This window comes from Feifania hominis (genome assembly GCF_014384765.1).
GTDB classification, from domain to species: Bacteria; Bacillota; Clostridia; order Oscillospirales; family Feifaniaceae; genus Feifania; species Feifania hominis.
Window position 1 is genome coordinate 396,901 of record NZ_JACRSP010000002.1, and the last position, 18,677, is coordinate 415,577.

Genomic DNA, 18,677 nt, shown 5'->3' on the forward strand with positions numbered 1-18,677 from the left:
CCCCCTACTGTGCCTGAATCAGATCTTTTTCGAGCTGATCCGCTGTGGTCTCTGCGCTTTGATACTGCCGTACGACCTTGCCGTCGCGCATGAGCAGCACCCGGTTGCAGAGCGTCAGAATCTCGCCGATGTCGTCCGATATGACGATGATGCCAATCCCTCTGCGGGCGAGATCTTTGATGATTTCATGAATCTGGTTTTTGGAGCCCACGTCGACGCCGACGGTCGGACAGTTGAGAATCAGGAGCTTCGGGCTTGTCGCAAGCCATTTGGCGAGCACCACGCGCTGCTGATTGCCGCCCGAGAGAGAGGACGCCGGCGCGTCGGCCCCCGCCGAGTTGATGTCGAGTTCCGCAAGCCATTTCTCGGCCTCAGCGGTGAACTCGCGCCGGTCGAGCATGATGCCGTGCGCCAGGCGGTCAACGCCCGCCACGGTGATGTTATCCGTGAGCGAGCGGGTCAAAAACAGGCCCTCGCTCAAGCGGTCCTCCGGCACATAGCCGATGCCGAGCCGGTGCGCGTCGAGCACGCTGTCGATTTTGACCTCCTCGCCGCCGAGCCTGATTTTGCCGCTCTTCTCCCCGATGCCGAACAGGGCCTTTGCAAGCTCTGTTCGCCCGCAGCCGAGCTGGCCGGTGACGCCGAGAATCTCCCTTGGCAAAAGGGAGAAGCTGACATCCTCAAAGGCCCCTTTCATCGAGAGGGCCTCCACCTCCAGAATCGGCTTTCCATCCTCCTGCGGAACATACTCGTAGGGGACGCTCGGAATCTCGCGGCCGGTCATATGGTAGGTCAGACTCGCCGGATCAAAGTTCTCAATGCGGTCGTCGAGCACCTTTTTGCCGTTTCGCAAAATGGCGATCTTCTCGGAGATGGAGAAGACCTCCTCGAGTTTGTGGCTGACAAAAACAATCGAGACGCCTTTCTTTTTGAGCGCTTCGATGATCTTGTACAGCGCCAGGATCTCCTTGTGGGTCAGAGCTGTCGTCGGCTCGTCCATCACGAGAAGCTTGACGTCCTGCGCAATGCCGCGCGCAATCGCGACAATCTGCTTGCCTGCGACGGGCAGCTCTTCAACCAGCTCATCGAGCGGCAGCTCAACGCCGATGCGCGCGAGCGCTTCGGACGCAATGCGCCGCATCTCCCTGCGGTTGACCAGCTTCTTCTTTCCAATGACCATACTCGACAGCGCGATGTTCTCCGCAACCGAGAGGTTGGGAAAGACCGAGAAATCCTGATAGATGATCTGGATTCCCTCTTTGATCGATTCGACCGGGGTGAGCTTGCGGCGGCTCTTGCCGCCGATGATGATTTCGCCCTCGTCAGCCTCGTACACGCCGGATATGATTTTGATCAGGGTCGATTTCCCCGAGCCATTTTCCCCCATCAGGCAGTAGGTCTCGCCTGCCTCGATGGAAAAGCTCACGTCAGTCAGCGCATGAACGCCGCCAAACGACTTGCTGATATGGCGAAGCGTCAGAAATGGTTCACCCATTTGTCCACTTCCCTTCCTGTTCCGATTTTGAATGTGGTGCGCAGCCGGAGACCGGTGCGCACCACATTGTGATCATATGAATTTGTAAGGACAGTTATTTCGTGATATAGGGGTCATCGTTCATGTTTTCTGCGGTGAAATCGAGCCAGGCGGTTCCGTAGATCACCTTGCCGTCCACCACAACGGACTCATAGCCCTCGGCGCCGAGGTTGTCACCGGTCTTAACCGTGCCGCCCTCTTTGACGATCTTGGCCACTTCGCACATGGCGTAGCTGGTCTGCTTGGTATCCCACAGGGAGATCATCTGAATCGTACCGGACTCAAGGAATTTGCCCGAGGTCTCGGTAACGCTGGTGCCGACGATCTTGATCTCACCGGACTTGCCAGCCTCTTCCACTGCCAGAGCGGCGCCGGCCGGATCGATGACCGAGCAGCCGATAATGCCCTTGAGGTTCGGGTAGGTCTTCATCAGCTCCTGGGTCTTGGTCTTGGCGGTATCCTGATTCTCGTTCGATTCGACATAGTCCGCAACGAGCTTCATGTTCGGGTAGTGCTCCTTCTGATAGGCGACGGCGGCGTCAGACCACTCCTTGTGAGTCTGCGCCTGGATGGAACCGAGGATGATGGCATACTCGCCCTCTTCGCCCATCTCTTTGGCAAGGGCCTGCATCAGATGTTCGCCGTAGGCGGCATTCTGGAACGCCTCCACATCGTAGTGGACATTTTCGGCACTCGGAGCCTCGTGGCTGATGACAACGATACCCTGGTCCATGGCTTTTTTCATTGTAATCTCAAGGGGCTCGGTGGCAAGGGGAACGATGTGGATGACATCAACTTTCTGGGTGATGGCGTCCTCAAGAGCCTGAAGCTGAAGCGCCGAGTCCGGGGTGGCGGAACCGCCCTGGTAGAAAGTGCCGCCGTTTTTCGCGACCCACTCCTCGCCGCCGGGGATCATCTGGTCAAACCAGGCGATTCCCTTGAGCTTCGGGATGGTGACAATGTCAAGCTCGGTCTTCTCCGGCTCTGTCGTGCCGGGGTCGGTGGTGCTGCCGGGGTTTGTGTCGGGATCTTCAGCAGGGGTCTTGGCGCAGGCGCCCAGCGCCAGCAGCATGACCGCTGCAAGAAGCAGTGCAAGTACTCTTTTCATTTTCTTTTTTCCTCCTCCAAACTTATCCATCAACACAGGCTCTGCCTGTAGAGTGGGCTTCACAGCGAGGGGATCGCCTGAATCTCCTCAAAGATGCCGACGAGCTTTTTGCCCGCGTAGTCGAGCATCATACGGCCCTTTTCCGGGGTCGCCTTGGTGGCGGCGCCGATGACACCGGTCTTACTGATGTCGGCGGTGACCCAGCCCATGTTGACCGGGCCGAACACCGTGACAAAGCGATTTTTTCTCATCTGCTCCGGCGGGTACGAGTCGATGCAGGCCTCGCGGTCGACAAGCTCGGGGTGCAGCGCCATAATCAGGCTTGTCTCAAGCTCGCAGGCATGAAACACGCCGTCGCGCGGGCTCTGCTGAATGTCCTTCATCAGGTCAGCCCAGAAATCGGTGAACCACCAGTCGATCACAAACGGACGCAGGCCGTAGTCGTCGCGCATGTCGCGGGCGACCGCGTTGAGCACATCGGTGTTGCCGCCGTGGGCGTTGAGCATCACAAATTTCTCAAAGCCGTGGCGCGCGACGCTCTTGGCCATGTCGCGCAGCATGGCAATCAGGGTGTCAAGGCTGTAGGTCAGCGTTCCGCAAAAGCTCATGTGCTCGTTGCTCTTGCCGACGGCAATGGTGGGCAGCACGAGAACGTCCATCTGAGCGGGGACGTTCTTCTCAAAGCTCTGAATGACCCCCTCGAGAATCAGCGTATCGGTGCCGATGGGCAGGTGTTTGCCATGCTGCTCATGGGCTGCGATCGGGAGCACCACAATGGTCTTTTTCCTGTCGAGTGCTGCGACTTCGTTGGAGCGCAGCTTCGTCAAATACTGTAACATCGCAATTCCTCCACTCAATGTAGCCGGTTGTATCCCGTCGGATAAGGTCTTGCTACAGTATAGCACATAACCTGTCAAAAATCGAGAACCCGAACATATATTTTTATTTCTTAACGACAGAAAAGCGCGGCATTCGATGCCGCGCTTTTCGTTCCACCGACAGTGGAATGATGTATCTGTTATCGTTGTGTCCGTCACACTCCACCGGTCTTTGTATTTCTCTGTTTTTCAAACAGGCACGACAGGCTGGCCGTCTGAGGCATTTTCGTCACAGTGCAATCTCCTGACCGGGTCTGACAATCAGCGGGTCCTTTCCCCGGAAAGCGCGCGCCATCTCCTCATCAAAGAGCTCGCCTGGTTTCATGTGAATCGGGATGGTGTGCTTCGCCCCGATCAGCCTTGAACACTCGGCCGCCTCGGCCGGGTCCATGTTATAGACGCCGTCGATGGGCAGCAGCGCATAGTCGAGCTCGAGCGCCGCCATGCCGGCCATGGCCTCAGTCTTTGAAGTGTCGCCCGCGGCGTAGAGCTTCACCCCGTCAACGGTGATGAGAAAGCCGACACAGACATTTGGGTCATGGTTGCGGTTGCTCGCCGGAACAGCCTGCATCTGCACGCCGCCGACGGCAAAACTCCGGTGTACGCCGCCCTCGAGCGCCTCGCGCCAGGTGATGACGGCACAGCCCGGCTTGCGGCCGGGCAGATCGATCACATTGTGGTCGTAGTGGTCGTGGGTCACCAAAATGACATCGGCCGGCAGCTCATACCCGTCCCCTGCGTAAGGGTCGACATAAACGACCGTCCCCTCGTCGGAACACAGACGGTAGCTCCCGTGACCCTGATAGTACAGTTTTGCCATCTGCTTGCCTCCTATTGCGTCATGGTAAAGATCTGAAATTCCCCATAGGCAGAGGTGATATCACAGACGATCCCCTTACCAATGCTCGGATTATAAAAGTACATCGGCACGTTAAAGCTATCGCCGTCACCCGTAAGCTCGTTACTCATTACATCGTCATAATAATAACCGCTGTCGAACAGCAGATCATAATAGGCTTCAATGTATTCAAAACGATCGACACTGTAGTAGTATGACACGCAGTTATAAGCTGTGTAGTGAAAGTTCTCCTTATAGCCGCAGATTTTGCTGAAGTCCGGAACCCACCAGGCGTCGCTGTAACAGGGAATCCGGCTGTTCAGAGAAAGATCCCTCTTTATGGTGAGGACGTTGCTTTCATCCGACTGTGCGCCAAGGCGCACCGCCTTGACCGCAAATTCATACGTTTCGCCCGGCTTAATCCAGTCGACTGAAAAGGAGTAATCCTCACTCCAAACCATCGCATACGGCTCGTACCAGTACATGTCCTCAGGCGGTGCGTAATAGACATTGTAGTAGTCCGCGAAGGGCACTGGGTCGAACTGCACATAGTAGACGCCGTCCACCTCGCGCACCAACCGCAGATTTTGAGGCGGGTTGAGAAATGTCTCCCTGCAAAAGGCAGTCAGCGAGAGCGCTCTCTTCCCGGACAGACCTTTGAGAATATTGACGGGAATGGCGAAGTTCAGGTTCTGCCCGTCCACAATTGTCGAGGCGGTGACGCCAATCACCTCGCCTTTCATATTGAACAGCGCGCCACCGCTGCTGCCGCCGCTGATCGGCGCTGAGGTCTGAATTCTGCCGTCCCGAATCGAGGAGACAACGCCCTGTGACACCGTATTGAACAGGCCGACCGGGCTGCCGATGGCAACGACGCTCTCGCCGACTTTCAGCTGATTGGAGTCGCCGAGCTTCACCGGCGTCAGCCCCGTCTTATTGATTTTGATGACGGCGAGGTCATGCTCAATGCTGTAGTCCTGCACAACGACTTCGCCCGTGTAGATCGTGCCGTCGTCAAACTGCACCATCATAGCCTCGGCCTGATCCATCACATGGAAATTTGTCGCAATCGTCCCGTCTGCGTCGAGGATGATGCCGCTCCCCTGCCAGGAAGAATCGCCGTTGGCGGCGCGTATGAGTACAATGCTCCTCTTGTTGTCGGCGACGTCCACCGCAGTCTGCGCCTGATTGGGGTCAATGACAGTTGCGATGAATTTGTTTGCCATGCCGACAGACAGCTTGCCGTCCCGCTCCAGCTTCTCGACGAGCAATGTCTGCTCGCCCTTGCAGGGGAAACGCAGCGCGTCGTAGGACATCCTGGCAACATGACCGCGCACAAACGTTTCGCTCGCAAGTCTGGCATTCAAATCCGAGGGGATCAGCCCGATTCCGGTGGCAAATTCCACGGCTTTTGCGTAGGTAAAATCCCCCTCGGTATCCCGGTAGCCAAGACTGCGCAGCAGAAACGTCGTATACATACGCGCGTCGATCAGATTGTCGGTTCCGAATTTGTCGGCTGCAATGCCGTTTGCAAGCCCGTTCTGGTAGGCATAGGCGACATAACCGTGCACCCATGCCGGCACATCGGTAAAGGGGATCTCCGCGTCTGCAAGAGCGGTTGCCTGCTGTTCCGCGCCGAGCAGCCGAATAAGCATCACAAGCCCCTCGGCACGCGTCGGCGCACGTTCGAGCTCAAAGCCGTTTCCCGTGCCCTTGAAGACGCCGAGCTCCGAGAGGCACTGCGCATATGACTCATAGGCCGACGCCGCGCCGGCAGGAAGTATCACAGTCAGCAGCAGCAAAGCCATCACAATGGCAGCACACATGGGTCTTGCAAACCGTTTCATACAATTGCCCTCCCTGTCCCATTGATATAGCTTTATTATATATATTTCCATACATTTTGTCACGTATCTTTTTGGAGTCTTCTCCTTGGCAGGGCTTGACGCGGCGTGTCGAATATGGTAAACTGAAGCAACTTTTCATGGGGGAGTAGTTTGCACCTCGGTGTGACAAGTCAACACTCTGGCCTTTGGGCCTGGCTTGCCTTAAAAAACGAGACTCATGTACGGCGAACCGTACATGGGCCTTTTTCTTTTGTAAAGGATGGTTGTCATGGGCGTTTTTACACTCTTTCTCATTGCGCTCGGGCTGTCGATGGACGCCTTTGCGGTCTCCATTTCCGATGGTCTGTGTTATCCGCAGGCCGGCCGGAAGCAGGCGTTTTTGACCGCTCTTGTCTTCGGGGTGTTTCAGGCCGGCATGCCGATGATCGGCTATTTTGCCGGGCGTACTTTCGCCGGGGCCATCTCGTCGCTCGACCACTGGATCGCCCTCGTGCTTCTCGGTTTCATCGGCGGAAAGATGCTCATCGAGGCCATTCGCGAGCTGCGCGAACCCGAGAGCTGCCCGGCGCGCAAATTCTCCTTTCAGCTTCTGCTGATGCAGGGCGTGGCGACCAGCATCGACGCGCTCGCCGTCGGGGTCAGCTTTGCGGTGATGGATGTGAACATCTTCTACGCCGCCGGCTTTATCGGGGTAACAACCTTTCTGTGCAGCTTTGCGGGATTCTTTCTCGGGCGGATCTTCGGCGGCCGGTGGGGGCAGAAAGCCGAAATTCTCGGCGGTCTCATCCTCATCGGCATCGGGCTCAAAATATTCATCGAACACACCTTTGCATAGAGTGAGAGCGGGCCCCGCTGGGCCCGCTCTTTTACGGTTTGAACAGGCGAGACACCGTCTGCCGGTACTCCTCAAAGTCCATCAGCACATTGACCATCTCGAGAAGTCCCTTGGCCGACAGATTTTCCGGCAGTGAGAGCTCCCGGCACAGCCTGGCGCGGCGCTGTGCGCTGCCCTGCCCGCCCGAGAGTCCCGCCTCATAGAAATCCGTCTTTGTGACACGGCGCGGCGGGCGTTCCTGCGGCGCCCTCGGGGTCACGCCCGCGCGCTCGAGCGCATCGCGCAGCGTCTGCAGCTCCATCCCCTCCACGCCGAGCTTCCCCTCTTTCGACGGGGCGGCCTTGCGGCGCTCCTTGCCGAGAATATCGGGAATGTAGGCGTTTCGGATGCTTCCCTCAGGGATGGCCCCGCGCAGATAGCCGCGTATGACAAAGCCCGCGCGGTCGCTGTCCGTGAGAATCAAAAGCCCGCGCCGCCGCGCGAGCTCGCGCAGCATCTGCATCTTTTCGCGGTCCTTGAAGATGCGAAAGCCGCCGGTCTCAATGATGAGTCCGTCGACGACGGCTGAGAGCTTGATCTTGTCGTACTTGCCCTCGACGATGATCGCCTCGCGAACCGCTATTTTCTGATTTGCGCGCTGATCATGCGCGCGATCAGCATTTCGAGTTCCGTCCATTTGTTGAGCCTGCTTTTCTTCAGATTCCGGTCGGCCTCGCTGATGAGGCCGATGCACTGTTTCAAAAAGTCCACATTGAGCGTCGACACCGCGTTGAAGTACCGGCGCAGAATGAACTTGCGGTTTGCTTTCACGCCGAAGTCGGCTGCGACCGTGTCGACACTCGTGATACCCCGCGCCGCGGCGAGCGCCACATACAAAAGCTCGGAGAACATCACGCCGATGTGATAGAGAATCACGGTCGGTTCCTCGCGGTTGAGCCGGCAGGCCGTCAGCAGCCGCAGTGTCCTGTCATAGTTACGGCTCAGGATGCAGTCGGTGATCTCAAAGATGTTGACCCCTGTCGAGCGCGAGGCCACCTCGTCGATGTCCTCCCGGCTGACGTCAGGTCCCTCGACATAGAGCGCGAGCTTCTCAATCTCGTTGTTGAGCGCGACCATGTCGGCGTCGGTCACGAGAATCAGATAGTTCGCCGTCTGATCGTCGATGCGCTTGCCCTCGGCCTCAAAGTGGCGGCGAATCCATCCGACGAGCTCACGGGCATCCTGCCGCGAGAACTCGAGCAGCCTTGCGCTCTTGCCGAGCGCTGTGATCTCACTCTGGCGGGCGCGGCGGGCCGCGTCGTCGCCTGCAAGGTAGGCACTGTCGTAGTAGAACACGACGGCCGTGCCCTGCGGCACTGCGGCGAGCGCATCGAGCAGCTGCTTTCTCGGCTCCCCCTTGAGCTTGCGGGTGTCAACATCTTTCAGCAGAAGAATGCGGTTGCTCATCGCAAAGGAGACGTTGTCGAGTTCATCGAGAAAATCCTCGAGCACAAAGCTCATGTCGTCAAAGACCGTCAGGGCAAACTGGTCGTCCCCCGGGCCGAGAAAGTACTTTTTGAAGAGCCCGAAATAGTGCTCCTTGAGATAGTCCTCCTCGCCGGAGAAGACATAGGCTCCGTCGAAGCGGCCCTCCTTACAGTCCTTGAGAAAGGCGCGCACAGCGTCCTTTTTGAGTTCCCTTTGGCTCTTGTACATCAGTTTCCTCCCAGGGCGACGGCAAAGACGCCGTCCCCCGCTGTCATGAGTGTGATATCGCCCTGCTCGTCGGTGCGGTAGAGTGCGTCTGCAAATCGCCCGTAGCGCGCGAGCACCTCCTCGTGCGGGTGGCCGTAGCTGTTGTCGGGCCCCACCGAAATCAGGGCGATTGACGGCGTGACCTCCATGAGAAACTCCGCGGTCGACGAGGTGTTCGAGCCGTGGTGGCCCACCTTGATCACATCCGCGTCAAGCGCGGCGCCCAAGTCGACCAGCGCCCGCTCGTCTCCCTGCTCGGCATCGCCCGTGATCAGTATTTCCGAGTCGTGGTAGTCGGCGAGAATGACAAGGCCGGAGTTCTCGTCGTCCCTGTCAATCTGGTCGGCGTAGATCGTGAGCACGAGATCGTCCCAGAGTGTGACGCTCATGTCCTGCTCGACGACACGCAGCTCGCAGCCGACCGCCTGCGCCGAGGCGGCGATGTCCTCATAGTAGCTGTTTCCCGGCGCCAGATAGGGCAGATAGACCACCGGAATCCGGTAGAGCTCGATCATCTCATCGAGGCCGTTCGCGTGGTCCTTGTGAAAGTGGGTGAGCACCGCCGCATCCACCGAGTGAATGCCGGCGGCGCGCAGATAGGCGTCAACCTGCTCAGACGGCATGCTCCAGTCGTCGCTGCCGCAGTCGAGCAACACGGCCCGGCCGTCCCGTGCGAGAAGCGTCGCGTCGCCCTGGCCGACGTTGACCATTGCATAGGTGAGAATGTCACTCTTTGCGGCCGGAAGCTCCGGCGACGCAACGCCGGCGGGCGCCGTGCCATAGCCGATCACCACCAGCAGAGCACCCGCGATGAGAACCGGGTAGAAGCGCACACGCCCTGCGGACTTTCGGCGTGTTTTGCTCTCCCGGCTGCGAAACCAGAAGTAGCCGCCGGTCAGTACCGCAATGCCCGCGAGCGCCAGCCAGAACCACGCCCAGTGGACGTCGATGCTCGCGAAAGGCAGCTTCGCCACAGCCTTTGTCACTGTCAGTATGTAATTGGCAACTTCCGTAACCGGCAAGGCCACCAGCCTCCCCAGAAAGGCGACGGGTGAGACCGCCGCGAGAATGATGCTCAGGAAAAACAACACCGACACCGCAAACACGACAAGCAGATTGGACAGCGGCGCCGCCAGTGAAATGGTACCGAACTGAACGGCGAGTACCGGCACGGTGGCCGCCGTCGCTGAAAGTGATGTCGCAACCACAGCAGCCGCGCCGCCGAGCAGACGGACAGCCGGTTTCGGCAGACGGCTGCGCTCGATCGGCCGCCGAAACACACCTGAAAGCCGTGTCGCCCAGAGTACGATTCCGAGCGTCGCCGTGAAGCTCAGCTGCAGCCCCACGTCGCCCGCAGCATAGGGATTGACCACCAGAATGGCCGCAACCGCTGCGGCAAGGGAGGTCAGCGTGTCAGCCTCGCGGTAGCAGAGCACCGCCCCCTGCGCAATGAGAACCATGAGCGCGGAGCGGGTTGCCGACGGCGTACAGCCGGTCAGAAGCATAAAGGCGATCACACCGACCGATACCAGAACGGCCTTTTTTCTCGGCCCGAGCCGCAGCGCGCCCAGCAGCGCCGTGAGAAGCGAAACCAGAAAGGCCATGTGCATACCGGAGACCGCCATGATATGGGAGAGGCCTGCGCGGCGAAAACTGAGAATGGTCGCGTCGCGAAGTCCCTGCTTGTCCCCGAGCAGCACACCCGACGCAAGCCCGAGCGTCTCACCGTCGAGATAGCGCGCAAGCCCCGCTCTCGCAGAGCGGTTGGCCGCGCGCAGATGGTAGTAGAGCGGCCGGCGCTGCGGCTGCTCCACCGTGAGCGCGCCGTCTTTTATTGAGCCTCTCAGATAGAGACCTTTCGCGCGGTTGTAGGCGTAGCTGTCAAAGCCGACGATCGGCGTCTCATAGAGCTTGAGGGTTGCGGTAAAGATCACTCGGTCACCTATTTGCAGCGGTTTGTCCCCCTCATAGAAGAGCCCCGCTTTCGGCCCGCCGAAGATCTTTTCCCCGTCCGCCTCGATCAGGCGGACCTGCTCGATGCGAAAGCCGTCGCCCTCGTAGGGAAGATCGGAAATCTCGGCGACATAGGTGTGCCGCTCGTCTGCGAGATCGGCCGCCGGTGTGTAGACAAGCGCGGTGTAGACGAAAAACTGCGCCGCTGCAGCCACTATGCCGAGCACCCAAAACGCCGTCTTCCACTGGCGGCGGGCATAGGCGTAGGCGGCCGCCGCCAGCACGCCCGCGAGCAGCAGGATGAGTGCGGCGCGCAGCGGCAGCTGCGAGAGGGCAAAGAGCGACGCAATGTAACAGAAGAGCATTCCCGCCAGGATCCGTTTCACAGCCTCACCCCCTGCTGCTATTATACAGGCAGGACCCGGCGCTTTCAACAGAAAAGAGCGAAGCGCGTCTGCGCTTCGCTCTGTGTACCGTATCAGTTTGCTTTTCGAATCAGGCCCATCGGCGTCTGCTGACCGGACTGGCCGAGGGGGTTGTCGCGCAGGATCTTCGGCACAAGTTCCCGGTCGACCTCCGGCCCCGATGCTCCGAGCACCTTGCCCTTGAGATCGTTGATGTCGACAATCGCCACTGGAATTCCAAGCCTCTGGGAGATGGACTTTGCCACCTCGTCCGGCTTATCCGGCCCGAGCACCACATACTTGTTGTAGGGCGGCAGCGTGTAGGGGGTCGGCCCGTCGATCGATTCCGCGCGGTAACCGGCGACCTTGTAAAACCATCCGCGTCGGCCGATGAGCTTGCCGATCGCCGAGCAGAACGCGGCAAAGAGAATGCGCATCGTGCCGCACTCGCGCAGCGCCATCTCCATCGTCTCAGGGATGCCGAGGCCGATGCCGTAGGGCGACTTGTAGACAAACTTGGTCAGAAACTTCGCAAGCGGCCGCGGGTGGATGTCTGTAAGCGGCACGGCGCGTCTCTGGGAGCAGGCGACCGATTTTTCGCTGATAAAGAGGATATCCCCCTCTTCGATGTGGGGCGTGACATACTCGGCCGCGACATCTACAATGTTGTGCTCAGCGGTCACAACACAGGTCTTGATCGGCAGGCGCAGATAGCTGACGCCGTCGACCTCCATGCACTCTTTTTTGCCCTCGTTGGCTTTTAATTCCGACATGCTATTCTCCTTTATCGTTTTTGAAAAACAGCGGCAGCGGCTCGAGATACTGGATGTCATGGCGCTCGGCCGCCTCGCCCTCGGCGAGAATCGCGAGCCGCCCGACCACCGTGCCGCCCGCGCGGCGCACGAGCTCCTCGAGCGCCTTGACCGACTCACCGGTGCTGATGACGTCGTCGACGAGCACCACACGCCTGCCTTTCATCAATTCCGCCTCATGCTGGTCGATGACCAGATGCTGTACTTTCTCGGTCGTGATGGATTTGACGTCCACCACAAAGGTTTCGCGCATATACAGTTTTTCCATCTTGCGGGCGATAATATACTGGTTCTCGCCCATCTGGCGCGCCATTTCGTGAATCAGCGGGATGCTCTTCGCCTCGGCCGTGAGCATGATGTCGTGCTCAGGCATCTTTTTGATCAGCTCACGCGCGCAGGCCACGGTCAGCTCAACGTCGCCGAAGATGACGAAAGCCGCAATTTCCAGCTCGTCGTTCACCCGGCAGATGGGCAGCTCCCGCGAGAGGCCTGCCACCTCAAGATGATAGGTTCTCTGTTCGCTCATGATTCTCTCTCCTCTCAAACGAGTCGGTCTTTGGATACGGCAGCCCCCGAAAGCAGATGGAAGTGAAGATGTCTCACCGTCTGTCCAACGCTCTCGCCGCAGTTGGAGATGATGCGGTAATTGTCGCTCACGCGCAGCGCGTCCGCAAGCCGGGGAATCACCTCAAAGATGCGCGCCACCGCGGCGCTGTTGTCCTCGTTGACGCCGTCAGCCGACGCGATGTGGGTCTTCGGCACCAGCAGAATGTGCACATCCGTCTGGGGGTTGATGTCATGGAATGCGAAAATCAAATCGTCCTCATAGACCTTTTTGCTGGGGATCTCCCCGGCGATGATCTTGCAGAAAATACAGTCGTTCATCCGCGTGCTCCTCTCTATTTGACGGTGGAGGCGACAAGCCCCTCGACGATGCCGAGCGCCTCGTCCACCTTGGATGCATCCTTACAGCCCGCCATGGCGCTGTCCGGCCGGCCGCCGCCGTTGGCGCCGGTGACCTTGGCGACCTCGCGCACAATCGCGCCCGCGTTCATGCCCCGCTCTACCGCCTGCTTGCCGCAGACGGCGCAGAAGTTGAGCTTGTCGCCGCTGCCGCCGCAGAGCACCGCCACGACGTTCTCGTGCTTTGCCTTGAGATCGTCGCCCGCCGTGCGCAGCGTGTCGGTTCCCGCTCCCTCGAGGCGGGCCGCGATCACCATGAGCCCCGCGATGTCTTTGGCGTTTGCCGTCAGATTGGCCGCCGCGTCGCTCGCACGCTTTGCCGCCTGCGCCTCGAGCTCGCGGTGCATGTTCTTATTCTCAGCCACAAGCGCCTGCGCGCGCTTGACAAGATCGGTCGCCGACGACTTGATCACGGCGGCAACCTCGTCGAGCTCCCGCTCTCTCTGCTCGAGCATCTGCAGAACGCCGAAGCCGGTCGTGCCCTCGATGCGGCGCACACCCGCCGCCACGGACGACTCGGAGAGTATTTTGAAAAGGCCCATCTTGCCGGTGTTCGCCAGGTGCGTGCCGCCGCAGAGCTCGGTCGACACGTCGCCCATCTTGACCACGCGCACCACGTCGCCGTACTTCTCGCCGAACAGGGCCATCGCGCCCATCTTTTTGGCTTCGGCCATGCTGGTCTCACAGACCGTGACCTCAATCGCCTGCATGACCGCGATATTGACAAGACGCTCAACCTCGCAAAGCTCCTGCGGCGTGACGGCCGCGAAGTGGGTGAAGTCAAAGCGCACACGGTGCTCGTCGACATAGGAGCCCGCCTGCTCGACATGCTCGCCGAGCACGCGGCGCAGAGCCGCCTGGAGCAGATGGGCCGCGCTGTGGTTTCTCATGATGGCCTCACGGCGCTCGCGGTCAACCGTGCAGGTGACCGTGTCGCCGTCCATAAAGCTGCCCCGGGTCACGACGCCGCTCATCAGATACTTGCCGTCGGGCGTCTTGTGGCAGTCGGTCACACGAATCTCGCCGCCGGCGCCGGTGAGCGTTCCGGTGTCGCCCACCTGGCCGCCGCTCTCGGCATAAAACGCCGTGCGGTCGGTGATGACGGTCACCTCGTCGTCGGTCTGAACGCCTGTGACAAGCTCACCGTCCTTGATCAGCGCCATGATCTTCGCCTCGTTTTCGAGCGTCTCATAGCCGACAAATTCCGTCTTGAGCCCGCGGTCGAGCTTGCCGAGCACCGTCTCGGTCCAGGCGACCTCGCCGGCGCCGGCGCGCGCCGAGCGCGCGCGTTCACGCTGCTGCTCCATGAGCTGTGCGAAGCCCTGCTCATCGGCGGCGAGCCCCTGCTCCTCGAGAATCTCGCGGGTCAGGTCAATCGGAAAGCCGAACGTGTCATAGAGCTTGAACGCCTCGTCGCCCGGCAGCTCCTTTTTTCCGTCTCTCTTCAGCCCCTCGATCAGCTCGCCGAGGATGCTCATGCCCTGATCGATGGTCTGGTCGAAGCGCTCCTCCTCCATCTGGATGACCTTTTTGATGTAACCGCGCTTCTCCTCAAGTGCCGGATAGGCGTCCTTGCTCTCATTGATGACCGTGTCGCAGAGCTCGCTGAGGAAGCCCGGCTTGATGCCGAGCAGGCGGCCGTGGCGCGCCGCGCGGCGCAGCAGCCGCCGCAGCACATAGCCGCGCCCCTCGTTCGAGGGCAGCACACCATCGCAGATCATGTGGGTGGTCGAGCGGATGTGATCGGTGATGACGCGCAGCGAGACATCGGTCTTCTCATTCTGTTTGTAGGTCACGCCCGCCATTTTCGCCGCGTGTTTGAGCACGTTTTGAATGGTGTCGACCTCAAAGAGGTTGTCGACGTTCTGCATGATGCACGCCAGGCGCTCAAGGCCCATTCCGGTGTCGATGTTCGGGTGGGCGAGCCGGTCGTAGTTGCCCTTGCCGTCGCTGTCAAACTGGGTGAACACCAGATTCCAGAACTCGATGAAGCGGTCACAGTCGCAGCCCACGGCGCAGTCGGGCTTGCCGCAGCCGTGCTCCGGGCCGCGGTCGAAGTAGAGCTCCGAGCAGGGGCCGCAGGGGCCGGTGCCGATCTCCCAGAAGTTGTCCTCCTTGCCCAGACGCACCATGTGATCCTCGGGGATGCCGACTTTCTTGGTCCAGATCTCGAACGCCTCGTCGTCATCCTCATAGATCGAAACATAGATGCGCTCGGGCGGCAGACCCATCACCTGGGTGGAAAACTCCCACGCCCAGGCGGTCGCCTCATTTTTGAAATAGTCGCCAAACGAGAAGTTGCCGAGCATCTCAAAGAACGTCCCGTGGCGGGCCGTCTTGCCGACGCGCTCGATGTCGGGCGTGCGGATGCACTTCTGGCAGGTGGTCACACGCTTGCGCGGCGGGGTGACCTCGCCCGTAAAATAGGGCTTGAGCGGCGCCATGCCCGAGTTGATCAGCAGCAGGCTCTTGTCATTCTGCGGCACGAGCGGAAAGCTCGGCAGGCGCAGATGCCCCTTGCTCTCGTAGAAGCTGAGAAACTTCTCGCGGATCTCGTTGAGTCCCATCCATTCCATTGTCTTACAAATCTCCTTTATGGTAAACTTTTTTACTTTTTCAAACAGAAAAAATGCTCCGCTCCCCAAAACAGGGACGAAGCATACACACCGCGGTACCACCCTCATTGCGCCAGAGGCGCCACTTTGATCCTTAACGCGGACAAGACGTCGCGGGTTTGCCGCAAACTCAAGACCGGCTTTCGGACACGTCCGCCGGGGCGGCTCACAGCCAAGGCCACCCTCTCTGATCGGCTCATCCTGCCCTACTCTTGTCTCTCATCGTTCAAACTATTGAAAACACAACATCATCTTACTGATTCCCGGCGGATTTGTCAAGCGTTTGCCGCCCGGTTCCCCGCCGGGCCGGCGAAATTTTTCCACCCCGCTCCACCCGCTGCCCGACAGAGGAAAAGGGCGGCCTTCAGGAGCCGCCCTCAAGCGCGAGAATTCCCTCGGCGATCTCGCGGAACACGGGCGACGCGGCAACCGAGCCGCTCTTGCCATTTTCGACGAGCACGGTGATGACATACTGTGGGTCTTCAGCCGGAAAAAAGCCGGTGAAAAGGCCGTGGATAACGGCCTCGCCGTCCTCCCGCCAGCCGGTCTCGGCGCTCGCTGTCTTGCCGCCGGCTGTGCTCCCCTCGGGCACCGCCGTGGTACCTGTGCCGCTCTGGCAGGTCTGCTCCATCAGCGAGCGCACAAGCTCCGCCGTCCCCGGGCGTACGACCTGCTCGCCGCGCACGCCCTCGGCGGGCGTGAACGTGCCCGCTTCGTCCACCGTGCCCTCAATGAGGGTGAGCGGAAGCTTGTAGCCATCGTTTGCAAAGACCTGGGTCAGCTGCGCAAGCCCTGCGGGCGACGCCATGATTTCGCCCTGGCCGATGGCGGTGTTGGCAACAAGTGCCGGCGGTGCGCCGCTGCTCTTCTCGGGCAGGTTGCCCGCGCGGGCCGACAGGCCGTCGGCAAAGACGATCTTCTGATCGAGGCCCAGGCGCCGGGCCATGTCAATGATCTCGTTGTAGCCGGTGTCCTGCGCCATTTTGATGAAAAAGGGATTGCACGACTTGGTAAAGCCGCGGGTCAGATCGCTCCACCCGTGGCCGTTTGCATAGTGGCAGGCAAAGCGGCGCCCGCCCACGGTGATGCCGCCGTCGCAGAAGACCGACTTGTCGTATGGCTTGCCCTCTTTTTCGCTGTAGGCCGCTGTGACGACAAGCTTGAAAATGGAGCCGACGTTGTAGTTTTCAAACGCCCGGTTGAGAAGCTCCCCGTTGTCGGAGCTGAGATAGTAGCTCATCTTCTGCAGCACAAAGCCCGGCTGGCTGACAACGGCGCGCAGCTTGCCGGTCTTGGCCTCGGCCACCACAATGGCCCCCTTTTCAAAGTGGTCGCGCGCAGCCTGTTCGGCAATGGCCTGAATTTTACTGTCGATGGTGAGCACGACGCCGCTCTTGCTGTCATAGTGCTCGGAGAAGATAGACACCGGCAGCCCCTCGAGTGGTTTTCCTGTCGCATCGAGGGTGACGGACGCCGTCATCTCACCCCCGTCGGCGAGCAGCTCGTCGAACGCCTTTTCAATGCCCGAGAGACCGGCCAGCCCGTCTGCCGTGACATTGCCGAGAATGTGAGGCGCGAGGATCGCGCCCTCGTAGCGGCGCACGGTGTCGATGATCTTGAGCCCTTTCTGTTCGTCAAGGCGGCGGTTGACGGTGAGTGTGAACGGCGACTTGCGCTCGACCTTTTTGAGCAGCTCCTCGTCGCTGATGTCGAGCGCGACGGGGCGCAGCAGCTCATAGAGCGCCTGGCGGTCGGCAAAAAAGGTCGGCTCGACAATGGCGGTGAGTGACTTGCCGTTGTTGACGAGCGCCACGCCGTTGCAGTCGTAGATGGTGCCGCGCTTTTTCGCGACGGTGAGCACCGCCTCCTGCTGCCGCTGGGCGGTCGCGCTGATCTCGGGCCCGCCGATGATGGCGAGAGACGCGACCTTGAGCGCCAGAATGCCCAGAATCACCACAAAGGTGCCGAAGATGGCAACACTGCGCCGGTACATAGCATCCCTCCCAACCAATTCTCCCCTTAGTTTGGGCGGGCGGCGGCGGTTTATGCGAAAACTGTAACGAAACCGTAATGGCCGCACGGTTTACTTTCCGGTAAAATATGATATACTTGTAACGGTACTTTTTGCCGGGAGGAGGGCTTTTATGCCGCAGAAAGCAACGCAGAATCGCACCATAGCACAGAATAAAAAAGCCTTCCACGACTACTTTGTTGAGGAGAGCTTCGAGGCGGGCATCTCGCTCGCCGGCACCGAGGTCAAGTCCATCCGCGCGGGCAAGGTCAATTTAAAAGACGCCTATTGCACCGTGTCGGGCGGTGAGCTGCGCGTGGTCGGCATGCATGTCTCGCCCTATGAAAAGGGCAACATCTTCAACAAGGATCCCCTGCGCGAGCGAAAGCTCCTGATGCACAAAAAGGAGATCATGCGTCTGTACGGCTGCGTCAAGCAGGACGGCATGGCCATCATCCCGCTGTCTCTGTATTTTAAGGGGTCTCACGTCAAGGTGCAGGTCGGGCTGTGCCGCGGCAAAAAGCTGCACGACAAGCGCGACGCCATCGCCCGAAAGGACGCGCAGCGCGAGATGGACCGCGCCATGAAAGAACGAAACCGGTGACACCGGCCCACATGGGGGCGTAATGGCTTCGACGGGGGTCTTGCAGCCGGGATAGCGAGCCGAGATTTACGGGATCTCGTAAAACACCGTAATTTAAACACAAACGCTAATAACAGAACATTAGCCGCGGCCTAATTTAGGCTGCCGTCCCACCCGGGAGTACTGCGGCCCGGGCTGGGGCGTCGATGAGCAGTGAACGTGCGCCGGGTAAGATTTGCCCCGGCCATGAACCATGAATCTACCGACCGCACAAGCCCGCTCTTTGGCGTGTGCGCGGGGGAATCCCAAACATAGAGCTACGCTCGTAGAGGTCCCCGTGAATGGACTTTCGGACAGGGGTTCAACTCCCCTCGCCTCCACCACGTCGTCGCGGACGTCATATCGTTCGCGACGACGTTTTCTTTTTCAAATCAAACGTCATCTCTCACTCATTTTGTCGCTCCTCCTTTCAAAATCGAACCCACTTCGTTGGGCTTCGATTTTGTGGCCGCCTTTCGGGCGGCTTTTTACGTTGCCGAAAAAATATCGTTTTTAACCGTCC

The 18,677-nt window shown here is 59.7% G+C and carries 15 protein-coding genes, 1 other RNA gene and 1 other annotated feature; of the genes, 3 read left to right on the top strand and 13 right to left on the bottom strand.

From position 1 onward, the window contains the following. Window positions 1–4: 4 nt before the first annotated feature. The 5 genes from H8695_RS05370 to H8695_RS05390 form a co-directional block, all read right to left on the bottom strand. A complete protein-coding gene (locus tag H8695_RS05370) occupies window positions 5–1,495 on the bottom strand; it encodes a sugar ABC transporter ATP-binding protein (RefSeq protein WP_249299873.1) in 1,491 nt (496 codons plus the stop codon). A gap of 94 nt (window positions 1,496–1,589) precedes the next feature. Next, entirely contained in the window at window positions 1,590–2,642 is a 1,053-nt protein-coding gene (locus tag H8695_RS05375) for a substrate-binding domain-containing protein (protein ID WP_249299874.1), read from the bottom strand. A 59-nt stretch (window positions 2,643–2,701) separates the two neighbouring features. Then, window positions 2,702–3,481, bottom strand: a complete 780-nt coding sequence (locus tag H8695_RS05380; RefSeq protein ID WP_249299875.1) for a creatininase family protein — start codon at window positions 3,479–3,481, stop codon at window positions 2,702–2,704. A 268-nt stretch (window positions 3,482–3,749) separates the two neighbouring features. Next, window positions 3,750–4,340 carry an MBL fold metallo-hydrolase gene (locus H8695_RS05385; protein WP_249299876.1) on the bottom strand — a complete coding sequence of 197 codons (591 nt, stop codon included), beginning with the start codon at window positions 4,338–4,340 and terminating at the stop codon, window positions 3,750–3,752. A gap of 11 nt (window positions 4,341–4,351) precedes the next feature. Further along, window positions 4,352–6,205 carry a trypsin-like peptidase domain-containing protein gene (locus tag H8695_RS05390; protein WP_249299877.1) on the bottom strand — a complete coding sequence of 618 codons (1,854 nt, stop codon included), beginning with the start codon at window positions 6,203–6,205 and terminating at the stop codon, window positions 4,352–4,354. A gap of 268 nt (window positions 6,206–6,473) precedes the next feature. On the opposite strand from H8695_RS05390, the gene H8695_RS05395 reads away from it, so the two are divergent. After that, window positions 6,474–7,040, top strand: coding sequence for a manganese efflux pump MntP (locus tag H8695_RS05395; RefSeq protein WP_249299878.1), 567 nt, complete (start codon window positions 6,474–6,476; stop codon window positions 7,038–7,040). A gap of 31 nt (window positions 7,041–7,071) precedes the next feature. On the opposite strand, the gene H8695_RS05400 is transcribed toward H8695_RS05395, so the two are convergent. From H8695_RS05400 to H8695_RS05435, 8 genes are all read right to left on the bottom strand, one after another. After that, window positions 7,072–7,716, bottom strand: a complete 645-nt coding sequence (locus tag H8695_RS05400) for a ribonuclease M5 (RefSeq protein WP_249299879.1) — start codon at window positions 7,714–7,716, stop codon at window positions 7,072–7,074. Beyond that, window positions 7,659–8,735: a DNA polymerase III subunit delta gene (gene holA / locus H8695_RS05405; RefSeq protein WP_249299880.1), complete on the bottom strand. Its 1,077-nt coding sequence runs from the start codon at window positions 8,733–8,735 to the stop codon at window positions 7,659–7,661. Before holA ends, H8695_RS05400 begins: the two co-directional genes overlap by 58 nt. Continuing rightward, window positions 8,735–11,113, bottom strand: coding sequence for a DNA internalization-related competence protein ComEC/Rec2 (locus tag H8695_RS05410; protein ID WP_249299881.1), 2,379 nt, complete (start codon window positions 11,111–11,113; stop codon window positions 8,735–8,737). Before H8695_RS05410 ends, holA begins: the two co-directional genes overlap by 1 nt. A gap of 92 nt (window positions 11,114–11,205) precedes the next feature. Further along, the gene (locus H8695_RS05415) at window positions 11,206–11,904 is read right to left on the bottom strand and encodes a coenzyme F420-0:L-glutamate ligase (protein WP_249299882.1); all 699 of its coding nucleotides are present in this window, start codon (window positions 11,902–11,904) and stop codon (window positions 11,206–11,208) included. A gap of 1 nt (window position 11,905) precedes the next feature. Next, window positions 11,906–12,469: a phosphoribosyltransferase family protein gene (locus tag H8695_RS05420; protein WP_249299883.1), complete on the bottom strand. Its 564-nt coding sequence runs from the start codon at window positions 12,467–12,469 to the stop codon at window positions 11,906–11,908. A 14-nt stretch (window positions 12,470–12,483) separates the two neighbouring features. Then, window positions 12,484–12,828, bottom strand: a complete 345-nt coding sequence (locus tag H8695_RS05425; protein ID WP_249299884.1) for a histidine triad nucleotide-binding protein — start codon at window positions 12,826–12,828, stop codon at window positions 12,484–12,486. Window positions 12,829–12,842: 14 nt separating this feature from the next. Next, window positions 12,843–15,482: an alanine--tRNA ligase gene (alaS, locus tag H8695_RS05430; protein WP_249299885.1), complete on the bottom strand. Its 2,640-nt coding sequence runs from the start codon at window positions 15,480–15,482 to the stop codon at window positions 12,843–12,845. A gap of 69 nt (window positions 15,483–15,551) precedes the next feature. Then, window positions 15,552–15,753: a binding site (T-box leader), on the bottom strand. A 132-nt stretch (window positions 15,754–15,885) separates the two neighbouring features. After that, complete coding sequence (locus tag H8695_RS05435) at window positions 15,886–17,514, bottom strand: peptidoglycan D,D-transpeptidase FtsI family protein (RefSeq protein ID WP_249299886.1); 1,629 nt, start codon at window positions 17,512–17,514, stop codon at window positions 15,886–15,888. A gap of 151 nt (window positions 17,515–17,665) precedes the next feature. Here H8695_RS05435 and smpB point away from each other — a divergent pair, with 151 nt between their 5' ends. Then, window positions 17,666–18,136 carry an SsrA-binding protein SmpB gene (smpB, locus tag H8695_RS05440; protein ID WP_249299887.1) on the top strand — a complete coding sequence of 157 codons (471 nt, stop codon included), beginning with the start codon at window positions 17,666–17,668 and terminating at the stop codon, window positions 18,134–18,136. A gap of 13 nt (window positions 18,137–18,149) precedes the next feature. Next, window positions 18,150–18,498: a transfer-messenger RNA gene (gene ssrA / locus H8695_RS05445) on the top strand. Window positions 18,499–18,677: the final 179 nt, after the last annotated feature.

Coding starts and splice junctions, on each gene's coding strand:
- H8695_RS05370 (WP_249299873.1), bottom strand. CDS start 1,495: ATGGGTGAACCATTTCTGACGCTTCGCCATATCAGCAAGTCGTTTGGC.
- H8695_RS05375 (WP_249299874.1), bottom strand. CDS start 2,642: ATGAAAAGAGTACTTGCACTGCTTCTTGCAGCGGTCATGCTGCTGGCG.
- H8695_RS05380 (WP_249299875.1), bottom strand. CDS start 3,481: ATGTTACAGTATTTGACGAAGCTGCGCTCCAACGAAGTCGCAGCACTC.
- H8695_RS05385 (WP_249299876.1), bottom strand. CDS start 4,340: ATGGCAAAACTGTACTATCAGGGTCACGGGAGCTACCGTCTGTGTTCC.
- H8695_RS05390 (WP_249299877.1), bottom strand. CDS start 6,205: ATGAAACGGTTTGCAAGACCCATGTGTGCTGCCATTGTGATGGCTTTG.
- H8695_RS05395 (WP_249299878.1), top strand. CDS start 6,474: ATGGGCGTTTTTACACTCTTTCTCATTGCGCTCGGGCTGTCGATGGAC.
- H8695_RS05400 (WP_249299879.1), bottom strand. CDS start 7,716: ATGGACGGAACTCGAAATGCTGATCGCGCGCATGATCAGCGCGCAAAT.
- holA (WP_249299880.1), bottom strand. CDS start 8,735: ATGTACAAGAGCCAAAGGGAACTCAAAAAGGACGCTGTGCGCGCCTTT.
- H8695_RS05415 (WP_249299882.1), bottom strand. CDS start 11,904: ATGTCGGAATTAAAAGCCAACGAGGGCAAAAAAGAGTGCATGGAGGTC.
- H8695_RS05420 (WP_249299883.1), bottom strand. CDS start 12,469: ATGAGCGAACAGAGAACCTATCATCTTGAGGTGGCAGGCCTCTCGCGG.
- H8695_RS05425 (WP_249299884.1), bottom strand. CDS start 12,828: ATGAACGACTGTATTTTCTGCAAGATCATCGCCGGGGAGATCCCCAGC.
- alaS (WP_249299885.1), bottom strand. CDS start 15,482: ATGGAATGGATGGGACTCAACGAGATCCGCGAGAAGTTTCTCAGCTTC.
- H8695_RS05435 (WP_249299886.1), bottom strand. CDS start 17,514: ATGTACCGGCGCAGTGTTGCCATCTTCGGCACCTTTGTGGTGATTCTG.
- smpB (WP_249299887.1), top strand. CDS start 17,666: ATGCCGCAGAAAGCAACGCAGAATCGCACCATAGCACAGAATAAAAAA.